This is a genomic window from Aquimarina litoralis (genome assembly GCF_019295435.1).
GTDB classification, from domain to species: domain Bacteria; phylum Bacteroidota; class Bacteroidia; order Flavobacteriales; family Flavobacteriaceae; genus Aquimarina; species Aquimarina litoralis_A.
In genome coordinates this window covers 49,241-67,670 of the sequence record NZ_WEKL01000109.1, presented here as the reverse complement: position 1 = coordinate 67,670, position 18,430 = coordinate 49,241, and the positions used below count along the sequence as shown (strand labels likewise).

Sequence of the window (18,430 nt, the reverse complement as noted above, 5' to 3'; positions counted from 1 at the left end):
TTATTATTAGCGTATACGGTAGAAATTTATGAAGCGGTTATATTTTATATCTAATAGATTTGGATTATAAAATAGTATTCAAAATACCATTGTATTCTTTTAAGGTTTGAATCCATTTTTCTACTTTTGCCGAAAATACAATTTATCACTATGTTATCAGTTTCTAATCTTTCAGTTCAATTCGGTAAACGTGTTTTGTTTGATGAAGTAAACACTACCTTTTCTCAAGGGAATTGTTATGGAATTATCGGTGCAAATGGAGCAGGAAAATCTACATTCTTAAAGATTCTTTCGGGAGCTACTGAAGCGACTTCTGGAAATGTTCATCTAGAACCAGGAAAGCGAATGTCTGTTCTAGAACAAAACCATTATGCATATGATGAGCATACAGTTTTAGAAACCGTTATCATGGGAAATAAAGAACTGTATAAAATAAAAACTGAAATAGACGCATTATATGCGGATTATACAGATGAAAATGCAGAGAAGATTGGAGAGCTTCAAGTTCAGTTTGAAGAAATGAATGGATGGAATGCTGATAGTGATGCCGCGACCATGCTTTCTAATTTAGGCATTAAAGAAGATCTTCACTATACAAGTATGGCTGATCTTGATACCAAACAAAGAGTAAGAGTACTTCTGGCACAATGTTTATTTGGTAGTCCAGATGTTTTGATAATGGATGAGCCTACAAACGACTTGGATTATGAAACTATTTCTTGGTTAGAAAACTTTTTAGCTAATTATGATAATACAGTAATCGTTGTTTCTCACGACCGTCACTTTTTGGATTCTGTGTGTACACATATCTCGGATATTGATTTTGGTAAGATTAATAACTACAGTGGAAACTATACATTTTGGTACGAATCATCTCAGTTAGCTGCTAGACAAAGAGCACAGCAAAACAAAAAAGCAGAAGAGAAAAAGAAGGAACTTCAAGAGTTTATCGCTCGTTTTAGTGCAAACGTAGCAAAATCTAAACAGGCTACTTCTCGTAAGAAAATGATCGAAAAATTAAATATTGAAGATATTAAGCCTTCTAGCCGTCGTTATCCAGCAATTATTTTTGAAAGAGATAGAGAAGCAGGAGATCAAATTCTTAATGTAGAAGGCCTAACAGCAAGTGTAGAAGGAGAAACCTTGTTTAAAGGAGTAGATATCAATCTTGCGAAAGGTGATAAAGTTGTAGTATTTTCAAAAGATTCTAGAGCAACTACAGCTTTTTATCAAATTCTAAATGATAAACAAAAAGCAGATTCAGGCAAATTTTCTTGGGGAATAACTACATCTCAATCATATTTGCCAGCTGATAATAGTGAGTATTTTCAAAATGACTTAAACCTAGTAGATTGGTTACGTCAATGGGCTACTACCGAAGAAGAGCGTGAAGAGGTATATATAAGAGGGTTTTTAGGAAAAATGATTTTCAGCGGAGAAGAAGCATTAAAAAAATCTAACGTACTTTCTGGAGGAGAAAAAGTGAGATGTATGTTGTCTAAAATGATGATGACCAGAGCAAACGTAGTAATGCTAGATGAACCTACCAATCACTTAGATTTAGAATCAATAACAGCTTTTAATAACTCACTGAAGAATTTTAAAGGAACAATTCTATTTACTACTCATGATCATGAATTTGCGCAAACCGTTGCAAATCGTGTGATAGAATTAACACCAAATGGGGTAATTGATCGTTATACTACTTTTGATGAGTATATGAGTGATAAGAAAATTAAAGAATTAAGAGATAAAATGTATGCTGTTAATGTATAACTTACTACAGCTATAAAATTATTGAAAAAGCATCTGCGAGTCGTAGATGTTTTTTTTTGATCATTATATAACCAATCCTTCAAATTTTATATACATATATTCTTGAATAGCAGATTCTAATGTTTGTTGGTTATTATTGAAAAAGGTATGATCAGTGATGAGCTGCATAATAAAATACTCGTCTAGTTTGATTAGTAATTCTGGAGAAACCGATTTGAACATTCCGTTTTCGATACCGAATACATAAAAGTCTTTTAGATCTTTTAAAAGGTCTTGCAAAAAGTCATCCACAATTTTCCAAGCGCTTGGATAATGAGTTTGAAGTTGTTTTAAGTAAAATGGAGAAATATCTTTTACTCCTTCAGCTAGTATCTTGGCTAGAGTTTCATATTGGTAATTTAATCCAGCAATTTCACCAGAAATCTCGTTCTTATAAGCCTTAAGCTGATCAACTCTCACTTGAGTAACATATTCGAAAATTTCTTCCTTCGTAACGAAGTATTGATAAATAGTGGATTTACTCTTGTTCATCAATTCTGCCAAATCATCCATAGTAAGATCTCCAAGAGCAGTATTCCTCAATTTTGGCAGCAAGGCCTGCGTCCATTGTTCTACCTTTTTGTTCTTATCCTTTCGTTCTCGATGAATTGATTTTCTTCCCATTTTTGGTAATTTACTAAAATCGAACTATATTTGATTAAATAGTTCGAAAAAGATATTTCTTTTTCAAACATAAGTATTTGACACGTGAAAAATAAAGCAGTTTGGCAAAAATATTCTGGAAAAGTAGCATGGCCCACTATAATTTTATTCATAGGACTATGTTTTGGATACGTTGCTCTTTGGAAGTTATATAGTAATGGATTTTCTCCTTTATGGACCTCAATAATTGGTGCTTTAGTAGCGTATGGAATGTTCACTATTGCTCATGAAGCAAGTCATGGTAATATTTCTGGAGGAATTACTTCTTTCCGAATTGTTGAACAAGCTTTAGGTTGGCTGTCTAGTTTTTTCTTGCTATTTCCGTTTTCTGCTTTTGTAGTGATTCATCTTAGACATCATGCACATACTAATGATCCAATACATGATCCGGATCACTATGTAAATGGAAGTAATCCTTTTTCTATTTTCATTAGATGTCTCACATTGATTGGACATTATTTTGGATTAACTTTTGGGAAACAAAGCGAAAAGCATACTGCGATGAGAATGATTAGACGACAATCTTTCTTATTTCTGCTAGTAATTTTATCTATAATTACCACACTTATTGTAACGGGATTCGGAAGTGCTTTGTTTTTTGTATTCATCTTGTCTGCTCTAATAGCAGCTCCAGTATTAGCTTTTTCATTTGATTGGTTACCGCATTATCCTCATAATAATTTAAGTAAGTATCACAACACTCGTGTTGTCACCATTCCTGGATTGGAGTTTATATCCCTTTATCAAAGTTATCATTTGATCCATCATTTATATCCCAGAGTTCCTTTTTATAAATATAAAAGCTGTTTTCAAGATGTTGAAGCAGAACTCTTTCAAAAAGAATCTCTTATAGAAGGTTTTAGAAATAAAGATTTGAAACTATTGGATAAACAAAATACTTATAATGACATAGTATCAGGAAAAACATGGAATTATGTTCTTGAGGTAGAGAATGTATTTAAGGAAACTCAGGATACAATCAAAATTGTTTTTAAGAACTTAAATCAGGTAGCTTTTTCTTTTTTACCAGGACAATATCTAGTTGTATCAGATTATGTAAATGATCAGTTAATTAGTAGATGCTATTCTATTTGTGAAGATCCTTTGACAGGAAAATTAGGTATAGCAGTTAAACAGGTTTCGAATGGTAAACTTTCTAATCATCTAGTTCTAAATGCTAAAAAGAAAATGAAACTGAGAGTAGCTGGACCTTTTGGTAAGTTTTTGTTGCCCGAAGTTTTAGATAAACCTTTACTTTTTGTAGCTGGAGGTAGTGGCATTACGCCTNTTTTATCCATGGTTAAATATGTATTGCGAACTTCTCAAACAAAAGTAAAACTGTTGTATGGTTGTAAAAGTAAAGATGATATCATATTTGCTAACGAATTGGGTGAACTTTCATCTATGTATGCTGATCGTTTTACCTACATAGTAAGTTTGGACCGTTTAGATATGGATCGGCAATATGATTATTTAAGAGATATATCAAAAGATATCTATTGTTACATTTGTGGCCCAAAACCAATGATGGAAGCATCAAAAAATGTATTGACAAGGTTAGGGATTGATAACAATTTGATCAGAGTTGAAGAGTTTTCTCAAAATAATACAGAACTTTCTGGAGAAACTAGAAAAATCCATGTTGAAACTACCGGCAAGGATTTTATGTACTTAGGAGATACATCTGAAAGTATTTTAGAAGGAGCACTTAGGGCTAAACAAGAACTTCCTTATGCTTGCAAAAAAGGTGATTGTGGTACGTGCAAGGTACAACTAAAGGAAGGGCAAGTAGGTTGGAATTCATATGAAGATATGGTACTTCTTAAAAACGAAATTGATCAAGGGTTGATTCTTACTTGTATGTGTACTCCAAAAACGGATATAAAAATAAAACTATGAATGTAGAAAAAGAATATGATTATGTCATTATCGGAAGTGGTTTTGGAGGATCGGTTAGTGCATTAAGATTAGCTGAAAAAGGATATAAAGTATTAGTTATAGAAAAAGGAAAATGGTATCAACCCAAAGATTTTCCAAAAACAAACTGGAACCTTAGAAAATGGTTATGGGTACCAACTTTGAAGTGGTTTGGAATTATGAAAATGTCCTTTTTCAAGCACGTAGTTGTAATTTCTGGAACTGGAGTAGGAGGAGGATCTTTAGTGTATGCAAATACATTACCAATTCCCAAAAAAGACTTTTTTACTTCTGGAAGTTGGAAAAATTTGACCGATTGGCAATCTGAATTGGAACCATTCTATAAAACAGCCTTAAAAATGTTGGGAGCACAAAAAAACCCACATCTTTTTGATGGGGATAAAGCGCTTAAAGAGATGGCAACTAGTTTAGATATTCCTGATGATTTTTCATCTACAGATGTGGCGGTATTCTTTGGGACACCCAATAAAAAAGTGCCAGATCCTTATTTTGATGGAAAAGGACCGGATCGAACCGGTTGTAATTTCTGTGGAGGTTGTATGACTGGCTGTAGAATAGGAGCTAAAAACACATTAGATAAGAACTATCTATATCTTGCACAGCAATTGGGAGCCCATATTTTAGCAGAAAATGAAGTGATAGATGTTATTCCTTCTTCTAAAGGATATACTATTACATTTAAATCATCCACTAGATTTTTTACTAAACGGAAAACAATACAAACAAAGGGAGTTGTATTTTCTGGGGGAGTTTTGGGTACAGTAAAACTTCTTCTGCAACTTAAAAAGAGTTCTTTACCCAAATTATCAGATTATCTGGGATCAGATATTAGAACCAATAATGAAAGCCTGATTAGTGTGACCAACCTGAATAGAACAAAAGATATGTCTAAAGGAGTAGCTATCGGTTCAATATTAAATACAGATAAGAATAGTCATTTAGAAATTGTTAGATATGCAAAAGGGTCTGGTTTTTGGAGACTCTCTCATCTGCCATTAACACATGGAAAAAACACAATTGTAAGAGTGACTAAAATGGTAACCAGTTTTGTAAAAAAACCATTAACTTATGTAAAGCTTTATACTACAAAAGATTGGAGTAAAAGCACAGCGATTCTATTATTTATGCAAACTTTGGATAGCACGCTTAAGTTTAAATTAAATGCCGTGGGAAGAATGAATACTTCAGTAAATGAAGGCGATAAACCAAGTGCTTTTATTCCAGAGTCTCTTGGTTTGGCAAAGAAATACGCAGAAATTACAGAAGGTAAAGAAACTGTTTTTGGTCTAGAACCTTTAGCAGGCATCCCTTCAACAGCTCATATATTGGGTGGAGCAGTAATGTCTGATTCTTCTGAAAATGGAGTGATTGATAAGAATAATCAGGTTTTCGGATATAAAAATATGTATATATGCGACGGTTCTATGATATCTGCAAATCCAGGAGTGAATCCATCACTTTCTATCACAGCGATTTCAGAACGGGCAATGAGTAAAATACCAAACAAATCAGATTTGTAGTAATCGTATTTACTTTTTCTTATTCTGTAAGTGTCTGTATATTAAAAAAATACCATATGCTATAAAAGATATAGCAAGCAAAATTCGAAAATTCCATTCTACGGATTCTGCTTGTAAATGTTGATACAATCGAAAAGTCCCAAATAGGACACCCAAAATACCGAAAATTAAATCATACTTATTTCCGGTTGTTTTATTATTAGCTTCCTCCATGGGAGCTAAGATAAACTTTTTTCTATAATGGGAACCGCCTGTTCAACATCTGTTTTTTTAACAAAAAGTTGGATGTGATCCGGCAATCCACCACCAAAACCGGCTGCCATACCAGATTTCATATCATCTCTAATAATGGAATTAATACCTCCATCTTGTAGTATATTCTGTAAAAATTGTATGTTAATCAGACTACCAGTATAAACCCTTTCGTATTCACTTTCTGGAAACATAGCTATGTGGATTATGCGTTAAAATATTTACTATTCCAAATTGCTGTATTGAAGTTTTTGCCCAATGCAAATCCATAGAATAACACTACTGCAGCAACAGATTTAAACATAAAAAAGAATATCATAATAAACTCAGACGAAGTATTCTCTTTACTAAACAAACCTTGTGGAACCATAATAGTAAGTAATAGACTTACTAAAAACGTGAGAACAATTAAATTTTCAAAACTTTTAAAAAACCACATCATAAATTTTCTTAGCGGATGAAGGTCTTCCCCCCATTTATGAATCAAGTAGTAATAATCATTACCCATTGGAGCAAATAACAAAGGATCATCAGCATTTTCTAATTTAAACAATTTTGAAGGTGCTATAATCTTAAATCCTTTCAATTCAGTTTGATGTACTTTTTCCAGTTGCTTTATTTTGGATAATGCTTCTTGAGGCAATTTTCCTTTAAAGTATTTAGAAGCTAAAAACCGTAATCTATAATCAATGCATATTTTCTTAATTTGATCAATATGGTAGATATTGTTACTTTCAAGATGATCTAAAATGAAATCATTTCTTTCTATAGGTGTCCCATTTTCTAGTGTCTGAAGAATTCTTTCATCTTTTTGTTCTTCCTCTTTAAAAATAGCTTCTACTACAGACTTCCAATTAGAGTCGTCAAATTGTTTAGACCGAACTTTAGCAAGTTTTTTTTCGATATTAGTTTTAGGGAACATCATTTTCTTTTTCTTTAGCTCCACTAAATTAATTATTTAGGATCTCGATTCCAAGATTTTAGTGTTTTTAACAAATGTTGAATTTATACCCTTGAACGGTAAATAAGTTGGTTTTATGCCTTAGTATCATTTTCTGAATTTTTAGGTTCTTTCTCAAAAATTAATTTTTAGAATCCTTATGATTGTATGGAATATAATTTTCCCATTTCCAAGGTGTAAATGTATCACCTAAAGCTACCTCTAATAGTTCCTTAAAAATACTTTCTCCATTTTCGCTATTTGTCATAATCATAATTCCTTTTTTTGCTTCCGGAAATACAATAGAATAATGTTGAAAACCATCGCCGTGACCTTCTTTAAAAGCACCGATTCCATATGACGATTGTAATACTCCCCATCCTAATCCATAACTCAGTTCAATAGCATCATTAAGAGATCCTTCTTTTAAGGATAAAGGTCCGAATTGAGCTAACGTTCGTATTCGTATTTGAGGTTTGAATATTTCATTCCAAGAATTTTCCGAAATAATCTCCTGTTGTAAAACAGCCGTTAAAAATTTGCTATAGTCTTCAGCTGTTGTTTCTAAGGTTCCTCCACCTCTTGGTTCATTGTCTTTATCTTTCTTAAAAAGTTTTCCATCTTTTGAATGACCATAAGCAAAGTCCTTTTCAAATGAAGTATTCCATTGATAACTAGTTTGCTCCATTTTTAAAGGTTTGAATATTTTTTCCTGCGCGATTTCTTCAAGCCCTTTTCCTAGTATTTTTTCGATGATGACTTGTAGATATATAAAGCCTTCTCCAGAATACTGATAACGATTTCCAGGATTAAAATGTACCCTTAATTTATGATCAGGTTCAAACCACCGATAATTGGGAAATCCAGTAGTATGCGATAGGCACATACGAGCTGTGATTTTATGATATAAAGAATCTGCTTGTAAATCAGAAAAATTATCATGCCATCTGGTTTTTGGGGCGTATTCGTATATTTTTTTGGATAGATAAGATTCTAAAGGTGTATCTAAAGTTAGATATCCTTCTTCTACCAGTTTCATAACGAGAACAGAGAAAACAGCTTTGCTAAATGATGCGCCATAGATATTGGTAGTATCGGTTAACTTTTGCTTTTTCTCGAAGTTTTTATACCCGAAGGTCTTCTGATAAGTTACTTGATTATCATTATAAATAGTTAAAGCCATGCCATGTACATTTGCATGCTCCATAAGTTGTTTAACTTTTGTTGTAATAGAATCTTTTGTAATTGTTGATGTATCAAGTCTTGTGATCTTTTCTGATACAATACCGTTAGAGCAACTAGTAATGTTTAGTGAAACTAAACAGATCAAAATTGCAGTATGCTTCAATTGTTTGTTTTTTCTAAGAAAAGGTATGGATAAAGGATAATAGATTTTTTTAGAATTTAGAACAGAAATAATATTAACAATCGTTACAATAATAGAGAAGGGAATAATTGTAATGAATAAGAAAAAGCCGATACCTTCTATTGTTACTAAGCCAATAAATGATAGAACAAAAAGTATGGTCATAGTGATCTGAAAATTAATAATCGCTCTCCCATGTATATCATAGATTTTGTTGTCTTCTCTTTTGTGAATCCAAAGAAAAACAGGAACCAAAATATTACAGAAAGGAATCATGAGCCCTAAAAGTGGTGTAGCATGAAGAAGTAATAACCATTTTTGTTGTATAGATTCTTCTTTTGGGTTTTCTAACGGAAGTAAATCTTCAACTTCTATTTCTAAAGCAGTAGCCAGTAGTTTTATGGTTTGTAAATGAGGAGTCACTTCTCCTTTTTCAATACGTTGAATAGTACGAATACCGACTGTTGTTTTATTAGATAGTTCTTCTTGCGTATAGCCTTTTAACTTTCTATGATATACTAGATTTTTAGAAATAGATTGGTTTTCCATGATATGATTTTTAAACAGGACAAAGCTATAAATAGCTACTTGTTTTTGTTACGCCATTTAGGTGTCACCTATCTGTCATTTGTTGTTTTTATTGGGTCTTTAGCATTAAAGATATAGTTTTGTATAACAAAAAATGCCCTTGAATGTATCAAAGGCATTTTAATAAATGGATGTTTAAAATTCTACTATTATCGTAATTCAGCACCTAATTTGTTTTCAAAATTATGCTGAAGTTTATTCATAATTTTATCAATTTGCTTATCAGTAAGTGTTTTGTGCTCATCTTGCAAAGTGAAACTTACTGCATATGATTTTTTACCTTTTGGCAGGTTTTTACCTTCGTATACATCAAACAAATTGATATTTTTTAACAGTTGTTTTTCAGTTTGCTTGGCTATCGTATGAATTTCTTCAAAAGAAATATGATTATCTAGAAGTAGCGCAAAGTCTCTTCGTACTTCAGGGAACTTAGGTATTTCTGTGAATTTAATTTTACTCCTTCTGGCAAATTCTAAGATAGTATCCCAATTGAAATCAGCATACAATACTTCTTGAGAAATAGAAAAATGTTTTAAAATGGATTTTCTTACAATACCAAACTCTACTAGTTTTGATTTGCCTAAACTATAAGAAACTGCTTCAGAAAATATATCATTTTTAGTTGGAGAAGTCCTTGATGTTTTAATTCCTAATCTATCCAAAATTGCTTCTATAATCCCTTTTAAATAGAAAAAATCACTTCTTTCCTGAGTTACTTTCCAACTTTCTTTTGCTTTATTTCCAGTGATGATAAGACTTAAATGCTTATTCTCAATTCTTCCGCTTTCATAATGATGATATGTTTTTCCAAACTCAAAAAACTTAAGGTCAGCACGCTTTCTGTTGATATTATAAGAAACAGCTTCCAATCCTGAAAATAGGAGTGACTGACGTAATACTGCTAAATCATTACTTAACGGATTAAGCATTTCAACATTATTCTCAGTTTTTAATAGTTCAGATAACTCTGTATATTCAGGAGAAGTTAACGAGTTTGCCAACATTTCATGAAAACCTTGACCTACTAATTGATTTGAAATTGTATTCTGAACAGTATGATCTGAAAACTTATCAATATTAGAAATGGATGCATTTAATTTTTGATTAAAATTAATGTTGTTATATCCATATACACGTAAGATTTCTTCGATAACATCAGCTTCTCTTTGTACATCATTTCTGTATGCAGGGATCGTAAGTCCTAATCCTCCTTCAGTTACACTATTTACTTTAATTTCAAGCGAAGTTAAAATATCTTTTATCGTCTCTTGTGGAAGCTCTTCTCCAATCAATTTTGCAGTATTTTCAAACGATAAAAACACTTGAAAATCTTCTATTTTTTTAGGGTATAGATCTGTAATTTCACTTGTAATATCTCCTCCTGCTAACTCTTGAATTAATAACGCCGCTCTTTTAAGAGCATATTCTGTAATATTTGGATCAATACCTCTTTCAAATCTGAAGGAAGCATCGGTATTTAATCCATGACGTTTTGCTGTTTTTCTAACGCTTACCGGATTGAAGTAAGCACTTTCTAAAAATATAGCCGTTGTTTTTTCGGTAACCCCAGAATTAATACCACCAAAAACTCCAGCAATACAAAGTGGCTTTTCTGCATCGCAAATCATTAGATCTTCTTCATGCAACTCTCTCTCCACTTCATCAAGAGTGGTGAATTTTGTTCCTGCTTTGCAAGTTTTTACTTCGATTTTGTTCCCTTCAACATAATTCGCATCAAAGGCGTGTAGGGGTTGTCCTAGTTCATGTAAAACATAATTAGTCACATCTACCACATTGTTTTTTGGTGTAAGACCAATTGCTTTTAAACGATGTTGTAGCCAACTTGGAGATTCAGCAACCTTTAATCCTGAAATAGAAACACCACAATACCTTGGAGCCAATTCTGGATTCTTTACCTCAATATCGAATTTGTGTAGTCTGTTATCAACTTTAAAATTACTTACAGAAGGAGTAATAAGTTCTAGATTAAGATCTTGTTGTTGCAAACCAGCTTTTAAGTCTCTAGCAGTTCCCCAATGACTCATTGCATCTGCACGATTTGGGGTTAATCCAATTTCAAAGACATGATCATTTTCTATATTAAAAACCTCTGAAGCAAGCGTTCCCACGGGAATATCCTTATCCAAAATCATAATGCCATCATGACTTTTTCCAAGTCCTAATTCATCTTCAGCACAAATCATACCATGGCTTTCTTCACCTCGAATTTTCCCTTTTTTTATGGTCCATTCTTTTCCTTCTGCATCATATAATTTGGTACCAATAGTTGCTACAGGAACTTTTTGACCTTCAGCAACATTAGGAGCTCCACATACAATCTGAACTGGTTCTCCATCGCCTAAGTCCACTTTAGTAACTTTTAGTTTATCAGCATTGGTATGTTGTGAGCAACTGATTACCTGCCCAACAATTACGCCTTCTAATCCACCTTTTACACTTTGGTAAGTTTCTATTCCCTCTACTTCAAGCCCTAAATCGGTTAGTAATTCTCCAGCTTTTTCTGCATCCCAATCAAGCTTTATAAATTGCTTGAGCCAGTTATATGAAATTTTCATTAATGATGATTCTGAAATTAGGCCGTAAAGATACTATTTTGGGTAAAGTTGACAAACAAGAACAATAGCTTATATGTGGAAGAATTAAAATTTCTATAGCACAGATTAATAGGTTTTAATTTTCATAAAAGCTGTCATTTTTCTAGAATTCAGAATTTTAACCGATTAAATAAGCTTTTTATCGATTATATTATGTATTTTTGATGTTGTTCAAGTTTAAATACGCCCTGAATGAAATTATTTAGATTATCAGTAATACTTATGTTTTCGGTCATTTTTGGAAACAATTTTTGTGTTGCCCAAAAATCAAATACGAATCAACCAGAACAGTATTTACCTCATAAGGTTGCTTCAAGTGCTAACCAAAATAGGTCTTTTTCTAAAAAAGCTGTAAACTCAAAGAAAAACAAAAGAGTCGCGGAGACAGGAGATGTGTTTTCCGATAAAGAGAAAAATGCTAGAGCATTAACAGCTAAAAAATCCAGACAGAGTGGTAAAGGATCACTTACTAAGGAGCAAATAAAAAGAAGAAGAGAAGCTAGAGTAGCCGAAATAAAGGAAAAAAATAAGAAAAAGAAAAAAGTTCGAAGAGTTCAAAAAAAATCAATCCCATAAATAGAATAAGCTCTTTTTTAGTAAAAAGAAAGTACTATTGCATAAAACTGTCTGATAAGATGAATCAATCTTTCCAGACATTTTTTATATTCGCATATATCACACAAATCTTATGAAGAAATTTATCTTAATTGCACTTTCCCTAATCACAGTATATTCTTGTAAGAATGATACTTCTAATAAAAATACTGATACTCCTTTAACATTAAAAAGTGGACTATGGAAAGCATCTATGGTAGTTCAGGACAATGAAAAACTACCGTTTCTTTTTGAAGTTTTTGAAGATCAAACCTTACGAATTTTTAATGCAGAAGAGACGATAGATGTAGATGAAGTAACTATTAAGCAAGATTCAATCTTTATCAAGTTCCCTGTTTTTGAAGGGTATATTGCTGCAAAATTTGAAGATTCATTAACGATATCTGGAAGTTTTATTAAAGAAAGCTTGGATAGGATTGTGCCTTTTAAAGGAGAGTTTGGCGTAAAAGATAGATTTGAAATTACGGAAAAACCATCAGCAAATATTCAAGGGAATTGGGAATCAGTATTTAGTCCTGATACTCCTGAAGATAGATATATTGCTAAAGGTATTTTTAAACAAAATGGAAATGTTGTAACAGGAACTTTTAGAACTACCACGGGCGATTATAGATATTTAGAAGGAGTTATTAATAATCAAAAATTAGAATTGTCCACTTTTGATGGTGCCCATGCTTTTTACTTTACTGGACAGGTTACGGATAGTACAATGAATGGATACTTTTATTCAGGAAATCATTGGAAAGAACCTTTTACAGCAAAACGAAATGAAAATTATGAGTTACCTTCAGAAGATTCGCTAACGTTTTTGAAAGAAGGTTATGATAAATTTGCTTTTAGTTTTCCTAATGCTAAAGGAAATCAGGTTTCATTAGAAGATGAACGATTTAAAAATAAAGTTACTTTAGTTCAAATTATGGGTACTTGGTGTCCTAACTGTATGGATGAAACTAAGTTTTATGTAGACTATTATAATAAAAATAAGGATAAAGATATTGAATTTGTCGCGCTGGCATTTGAATATGCTAAAACGTCTGAAAAAGCATTTAAGTCAATAGAAAGAATGCGCACAAAGCTCAACGTACCTTATCCAATTCTACTTGCTCAATACGGTACATCTAGCAAAGAAAAAGCGCAAGAAAAATTACCGATGCTGAACCATGTTTTATCCTATCCTACAACCGTTTTTATAGATAAAGCGGGGAAAGTTAGAAAGATACATACAGGTTTTAATGGTCCAGCAACTGGTCAAAAATATATCGACTTCAAGACAGAATTTGAAAGTTTTGTTAATCAGCTGTTAAAAGAATAGTTGATTTAACAATTATTAGGACTTACTCCTTTTCTTTAACACTAAAGTAACATCAGTATTAAGAATATCATCTTATTATTGCTAATATCGTATGATTTTTCTTTCATGCGTAATCAGGTAATAATTCAAATATTCAGTCTTGAAATTCATCAAAACAACTATGAGTAAATTTTCTATGTGTTGTTTGATAAATTCCAGCTGATCTGTTAAAAAATCTAAAGCCAAACAGATGAAGCAATCTAAACTCATRATGACATTTTTTGCGGGAGCAATGATGTTATTTTCAATTCATTCACAAGCCCAATTAAATACTCCAGAAGCAAGTCAGAGAGCTAAAGTTTCTCAGCGAGTAGGTATTACAGACATCACCATAGATTATGGAAGACCTAGTGTAAAGGATAGAGAAATATGGGGAAAACTAGTTCCCTATGGATTTAATAATTTAGGATTTGGAACTTCTAAAGCAGCACCTTGGAGGGCTGGTGCAAATCAAAATACCACCATAGAGTTTTCACACGACGTGAAAGTGGAAGGTAAAGATATCAAAGCAGGACTTTATGGGTTACATGTAGCTTTGAAAGAAGATGGAGGAGCTACTGTGATCTTTTCGAAAAATTCATCCTCTTGGGGTAGTTACTTTTATGATGAAAGTGAAGATGCTTTGCGGGTAGATGTAAAAACTAACGAAGTACCTCATACAGAAACATTACTATTTTTATTCCCTTCTTTTGATGCTACTAGCACCACTGCAGCTTTGCGTTGGGCAAAGAAAGAAATTCCTTTTAAAATTGAAGTAGATGTCAACGCTATTGTAATGCAAGGATTAAAAGAAGATCTTAGAAGTAATGCAGGTTTTACACAAGCCAATTGGGATAATGCTGCGAACTTTGCTTTTAATGCAGGTGATTTAGATCAAGCATTAGAGTGGGTAAACGCTTCTATAAGTGGTAATTTCTTTAGCAAAGAAACATTTGGAAATCTTTCTTTGAAATCAAGAATTCTGGGTAAACAAGGAAAAACCAAGGAAGCCATGGAGATGGTTGATAAGGCAGCAACTAAGGGTAACGCTGGTCAGGTATTTCAATTAGGAAATGGATTGATTGGTCAAGGGCAAAAAGACAAAGCACTTGAAATTTTGAAAAACAATGTAAAAAATAATAACGGAGCATGGCCTTCTAATTATGGATTAGCTAGAGCGTATTCTGCAACTGGAGATTATAAAAATGCCATTAAGTCAATGAACACTGCCATGAGTAAAGCTCCTGAGCGATTTAAAGGTAGATTATCTGGAGAATTGGAAAAATTAAAAAAAGGAGAAGACATAAATTAAATAGTTAAAAATAACGGTAATTTCTAAAGGGGTCAAAACTTTTCTGATCCCTTTTTTATGTATTTCAAAATAAAATAGTTAATGTTTTCAGGTACCTTAGAATACGACATGCTAGCTTGCAGAAAAGGTGTAAAACTTTGGTAGTATTACCATATCTTTGCAGTACCAAATTTATATACATGAGTAAAGCCGTTTATATTGCTACTATAGAACCTAATAGTGGTAAGTCCATTGTCGTTTTAGGTCTAATGAGAATGCTACTGGGTAAAGTAGCTAGAGTAGGATATTTTAGACCCATCATAGATGATCTTAAGGAAGGAGAGATCGATAATCATATCAATACTGTAATATCCCATTTTGAATTAGATATCAATTTCAAAAATGCCTATGCTTTCACAAGAAGTGAGGTATTACAAAAATATAATCAAGGTAGGTCAGGCGCTATTATTGATGGGATCATCGAAAAATATAAATATTTAGAAGAAAAGTTTGATTTTATTCTAGTTGAAGGGACAGATTTTTCGGATGAAGGAAGCATCATTGAATTTGATATTAATGTTATCATTGCAAAAAACTTAGGAATCCCTTCTATAATTGTTGCAAGTGGCGTAGATAAAACCAAAGATGAAATTTCCGGGAATCTTAAATTAGCTTATGATACCTTTACGAGTAAAGATGCCGAAGTACTAGCTATAGTTGCCAATAAAGTAGTTGAGGGATGTGAAGAGGAACTAAAGGCGAAATTAGAAAAGGATTTTGAAAATGAAATTGAGAAAATTGTAATTCCTAAAATAGGGTCTTTGATCAATCCTACCATCAAAGAGATCGTTAGAGAGCTAGAAGGAAAGGTACTATTTGGGAAAGAATTTTTAAATAATCAGGCTGGAAGTTTTGGAGTTGGAGCCATGCAGTTACGTAATTATCTTACGCATTTAAAAGAAAATAGTTTGGTAATTACTCCAGGAGATCGAGCAGATATTATTTTAGGAGTTTTGCAAGCTGATATTTCTGATAATTATCCTAAAATCTCTGCTATTATTCTTACTGGTGGAATTATTCCTGAAGAACCGATTTTGAAATTGATAGAAGGAGTCTCACTTTCTGTACCAATTATATCTGTACCTCAAGGAACATTTTCTATTACCAATAGGATAGGGGCTATACGATCGAAAATATATGCTGATAATTTACAAAAGATCAATACTTCTATTAGTACTTTCGAAAAGTATGTGGATGAAGATCGATTAGTAGATCCATTAATTACTTTTGAATCGGATAGTCTAACACCAAGTATGTTTCAGTATAATCTCCTGAAACGTGCTTTAAAAAATAAAAAACATATCGTTTTACCAGAAGGATCTGATGAACGAATTTTGAGAGCTACCTACCGATTGCAAGCATCTAATGTTGTCGATATTACTTTGATAGGTGATGAAAAAAAGATCAAAACCAAAGCAACAAAACTAGATATCCCGATAGATTTTAGTAAAATAAACATCATCCTACCAATAGAATCTCCTCATTTTGAAGATTATGTGCAGACCTTTTATGAATTGAGAAAACATAAAAATGTAAATCTCGATATGGCAAAGGATATGATGGCTGATGTATCCTATTTTGGAACGATGATGATTTATAAAGGTCATGCTGATGGAATGGTTTCTGGAGCAGTGCATACAACACAGCATACCATTCGACCTGCATTACAGTTTATCAAAACAAAACCTGGTGTAAAAGTAGTTTCGTCTGTTTTCTTTATGTGTCTCGATGATAGGGTTTCTGTTTTTGGAGATTGTGCTATTAATCCAAATCCAAATGCAGAACAATTGGCGGAAATCGCAATTTCTTCTGCACAATCTGCTGCTGCATTTGGAATAGAGCCTAAAGTGGCAATGTTATCGTATTCTTCTGGAACATCTGGAAAAGGTGAAGATGTAGAAACAGTAAGAGAAGCGACGAAAATTGTAAAAGAGAAACATCCTGAATTAAAAATAGAAGGACCGATACAATATGACGCTGCTGTGGATATGCGAGTAGGACAAAGCAAACTTCCTAATTCTGAAGTAGCAGGACAAGCAAGTGTTTTAATTTTTCCTGACCTTAACACAGGAAATAACACATATAAAGCTGTGCAAAGAGAAACAGGAGCTCTTGCTATTGGACCAATGCTTCAAGGGCTTAATAAACCTGTAAATGATTTGAGTAGAGGATGTACAGTCGACGATGTTTACAATACGGTAATTATAACTGCCATCCAGGCACAAGGATTATAAAATCAGCATAGTATATGAGAATTTTAGTATTAAACTCCGGTAGTTCATCCATTAAGTTTCAATTGTTCAATATGTCTTCAGAAGAAGTTATCTGTTCTGGGATGGTAGAACGTATTGGCTTAGAAAGTGCCAAAATAAAGTATACGACTGATACTTTAGAAATAGAAAAGGAGGAAGAAATTCCTAATCATAAAATAGGATTAGAATTAATCGCTTCTTATCTATTAGATACTGAAAAAGGTGTCGTCTCCAAAGCTTCAGAAATTGAAGTTGTTGGTCATAGAGTAGTACATGGAGGAAGCACTTTTGCTAAAACTGTTGAAATTACAGCAGAAGTAAAACAGGAAATTGAGAAGCTCTCTACACTAGCACCGCTACACAATCCAGCTAATTTACAAGGTATTTTAGTGTCAGAGGAGATTTTTATGGATGCAAAACAAGTAGCCGTTTTCGACACAGCATTTCATCAGACAATGCCTATTGAGGCATACAAATATGCTATTCCTAATACTTTTCTAGAAAAGCATGATATAAGGGTGTATGGATTTCATGGAACAAGTCATAAATACGTTTCAGAAAAAGCAGTAGCGTTTTTGAATAAGCAAAATTCAAAAATTATTACTATTCATCTAGGGAACGGTTGTAGTATGACCGCTGTGAAAGATGGGAAAAGTATAGATCATACACTTGGATTTGCTCCAATGAACGGATTAATCATGGGAACAAGATCAGGAGACATTGATCCAGCAGTTATTTTTTATTTAGTAAATACACTTGGGTATTCTTTGGATCAAGTTAATTCGCTCTTACAAAAAGAAAGCGGGATGCTTGGATTGACAGGCTATAGTGATTTACGAGATATCGAATCCGAAGCTGAAAGAGGTGATTTAGATTGTCAGCAAGCATTACAAATGAATGCTTATAGGATTAAAAAATTTATAGGAGCATACGCTGCCGCTATGAATGGAATAGATGCCATTGTTTTTACTGCGGGAATTGGAGAGAATTCAGACTTTATGAGAGCACTAGTCTGTAAAGAATTAGAATATATGGGAATCCAATTGGATCAGGAAAAAAATAAAATACGATCTAAGGAAATTAGAGATATCAGTATTGATAATACAAAAGTTAAAGTTTTGGTTATACCTACTAACGAGGAGTTGGAAATAGCAAAACAATCCTTTCAATTATTTTCAAACTAAC

General features: G+C 32.7%; 13 protein-coding genes. 8 read left to right on the top strand and 5 right to left on the bottom strand.

Annotated elements, in window-relative coordinates; translation table 11 throughout:
* Positions 1–150 precede the first annotated feature (150 nt).
* Entirely contained in the window at positions 151–1,776 is a 1,626-nt protein-coding gene (locus GBO31_RS24785) for an ABC-F family ATP-binding cassette domain-containing protein (protein WP_219011327.1), read from the top strand.
* 63 nt (positions 1,777–1,839) lie between these two features.
* Here the strand turns inward: GBO31_RS24785 and GBO31_RS24780 are convergent, their stop codons facing one another.
* Positions 1,840–2,439, bottom strand: coding sequence for a TetR/AcrR family transcriptional regulator (locus GBO31_RS24780; protein WP_219011326.1), 600 nt, complete (start codon positions 2,437–2,439; stop codon positions 1,840–1,842).
* Between the two features lie 84 nt (positions 2,440–2,523).
* Here GBO31_RS24780 and GBO31_RS27335 point away from each other — a divergent pair, with 84 nt between their 5' ends.
* Both GBO31_RS27335 and GBO31_RS24770 read left to right on the top strand, forming a co-directional pair.
* The gene (locus GBO31_RS27335; protein ID WP_219011325.1) at positions 2,524–4,377 is read left to right on the top strand and encodes a fatty acid desaturase; all 1,854 of its coding nucleotides are present in this window, start codon (positions 2,524–2,526) and stop codon (positions 4,375–4,377) included.
* Positions 4,374–5,936: a GMC oxidoreductase gene (locus GBO31_RS24770; RefSeq protein WP_219011324.1), complete on the top strand. Its 1,563-nt coding sequence runs from the start codon at positions 4,374–4,376 to the stop codon at positions 5,934–5,936. The genes GBO31_RS27335 and GBO31_RS24770 overlap by 4 nt, the downstream gene beginning before the upstream one ends.
* 218 nt (positions 5,937–6,154) lie before the next feature.
* Here GBO31_RS24770 and GBO31_RS24765 read toward each other — a convergent pair whose 3' ends face one another.
* The 4 genes from GBO31_RS24765 to pheT all read right to left on the bottom strand — a co-directional run bounded on the left by GBO31_RS24765 (position 6,155) and on the right by pheT (position 11,658).
* A complete protein-coding gene (locus tag GBO31_RS24765) occupies positions 6,155–6,382 on the bottom strand; it encodes a putative signal transducing protein (protein WP_219011323.1) in 228 nt (75 codons plus the stop codon).
* Positions 6,383–6,393: 11 nt separating this feature from the next.
* On the bottom strand, positions 6,394–7,113 hold the full coding sequence (locus GBO31_RS24760) for a hypothetical protein (RefSeq protein ID WP_219011322.1): 720 nt from the start codon (positions 7,111–7,113) through the stop codon (positions 6,394–6,396).
* Positions 7,114–7,270: 157 nt separating this feature from the next.
* Entirely contained in the window at positions 7,271–9,043 is a 1,773-nt protein-coding gene (locus tag GBO31_RS24755; protein ID WP_219011321.1) for a serine hydrolase, read from the bottom strand.
* A 188-nt stretch (positions 9,044–9,231) separates the two neighbouring features.
* Positions 9,232–11,658: a phenylalanine--tRNA ligase subunit beta gene (gene pheT / locus GBO31_RS24750; protein ID WP_219011320.1), complete on the bottom strand. Its 2,427-nt coding sequence runs from the start codon at positions 11,656–11,658 to the stop codon at positions 9,232–9,234.
* A 231-nt stretch (positions 11,659–11,889) separates the two neighbouring features.
* Here pheT and GBO31_RS24745 point away from each other — a divergent pair, with 231 nt between their 5' ends.
* From GBO31_RS24745 to GBO31_RS24725, 5 genes are all read left to right on the top strand, one after another.
* Complete coding sequence (locus tag GBO31_RS24745; protein ID WP_219011319.1) at positions 11,890–12,273, top strand: hypothetical protein; 384 nt, start codon at positions 11,890–11,892, stop codon at positions 12,271–12,273.
* A gap of 112 nt (positions 12,274–12,385) precedes the next feature.
* Positions 12,386–13,624 (top strand): peroxiredoxin family protein, encoded by a 1,239-nt coding sequence (locus tag GBO31_RS24740; RefSeq protein WP_219011318.1) that lies wholly within the window; start codon positions 12,386–12,388, stop codon positions 13,622–13,624.
* 229 nt (positions 13,625–13,853) lie between these two features.
* The gene (locus GBO31_RS24735) at positions 13,854–14,954 is read left to right on the top strand and encodes a DUF2911 domain-containing protein (RefSeq protein ID WP_219011317.1); all 1,101 of its coding nucleotides are present in this window, start codon (positions 13,854–13,856) and stop codon (positions 14,952–14,954) included.
* Between the two features lie 179 nt (positions 14,955–15,133).
* On the top strand, positions 15,134–17,227 hold the full coding sequence (gene pta, locus GBO31_RS24730; RefSeq protein WP_219011316.1) for a phosphate acetyltransferase: 2,094 nt from the start codon (positions 15,134–15,136) through the stop codon (positions 17,225–17,227).
* 14 nt (positions 17,228–17,241) lie between these two features.
* Positions 17,242–18,429: an acetate/propionate family kinase gene (locus GBO31_RS24725; RefSeq protein WP_219011315.1), complete on the top strand. Its 1,188-nt coding sequence runs from the start codon at positions 17,242–17,244 to the stop codon at positions 18,427–18,429.
* Position 18,430 lies beyond the last annotated feature (1 nt).

Bases quoted from the DNA above. Each gene is read 5' to 3' on its own strand.
- GBO31_RS24765 (WP_219011323.1), bottom strand. From the start codon at position 6,382: ATGTTTCCAGAAAGTGAATACGAAAGGGTTTATACTGGTAGTCTGATT.
- pheT (WP_219011320.1), bottom strand. From the start codon at position 11,658: ATGAAAATTTCATATAACTGGCTCAAGCAATTTATAAAGCTTGATTGG.
- GBO31_RS24760 (WP_219011322.1), bottom strand. From the start codon at position 7,113: ATGATGTTCCCTAAAACTAATATCGAAAAAAAACTTGCTAAAGTTCGG.
- GBO31_RS24785 (WP_219011327.1), top strand. From the start codon at position 151: ATGTTATCAGTTTCTAATCTTTCAGTTCAATTCGGTAAACGTGTTTTG.
- GBO31_RS24755 (WP_219011321.1), bottom strand. From the start codon at position 9,043: ATGGAAAACCAATCTATTTCTAAAAATCTAGTATATCATAGAAAGTTA.
- GBO31_RS24770 (WP_219011324.1), top strand. From the start codon at position 4,374: ATGAATGTAGAAAAAGAATATGATTATGTCATTATCGGAAGTGGTTTT.
- GBO31_RS24780 (WP_219011326.1), bottom strand. From the start codon at position 2,439: ATGGGAAGAAAATCAATTCATCGAGAACGAAAGGATAAGAACAAAAAG.
- GBO31_RS24740 (WP_219011318.1), top strand. From the start codon at position 12,386: ATGAAGAAATTTATCTTAATTGCACTTTCCCTAATCACAGTATATTCT.
- GBO31_RS24745 (WP_219011319.1), top strand. From the start codon at position 11,890: ATGAAATTATTTAGATTATCAGTAATACTTATGTTTTCGGTCATTTTT.
- GBO31_RS24725 (WP_219011315.1), top strand. From the start codon at position 17,242: ATGAGAATTTTAGTATTAAACTCCGGTAGTTCATCCATTAAGTTTCAA.
- pta (WP_219011316.1), top strand. From the start codon at position 15,134: ATGAGTAAAGCCGTTTATATTGCTACTATAGAACCTAATAGTGGTAAG.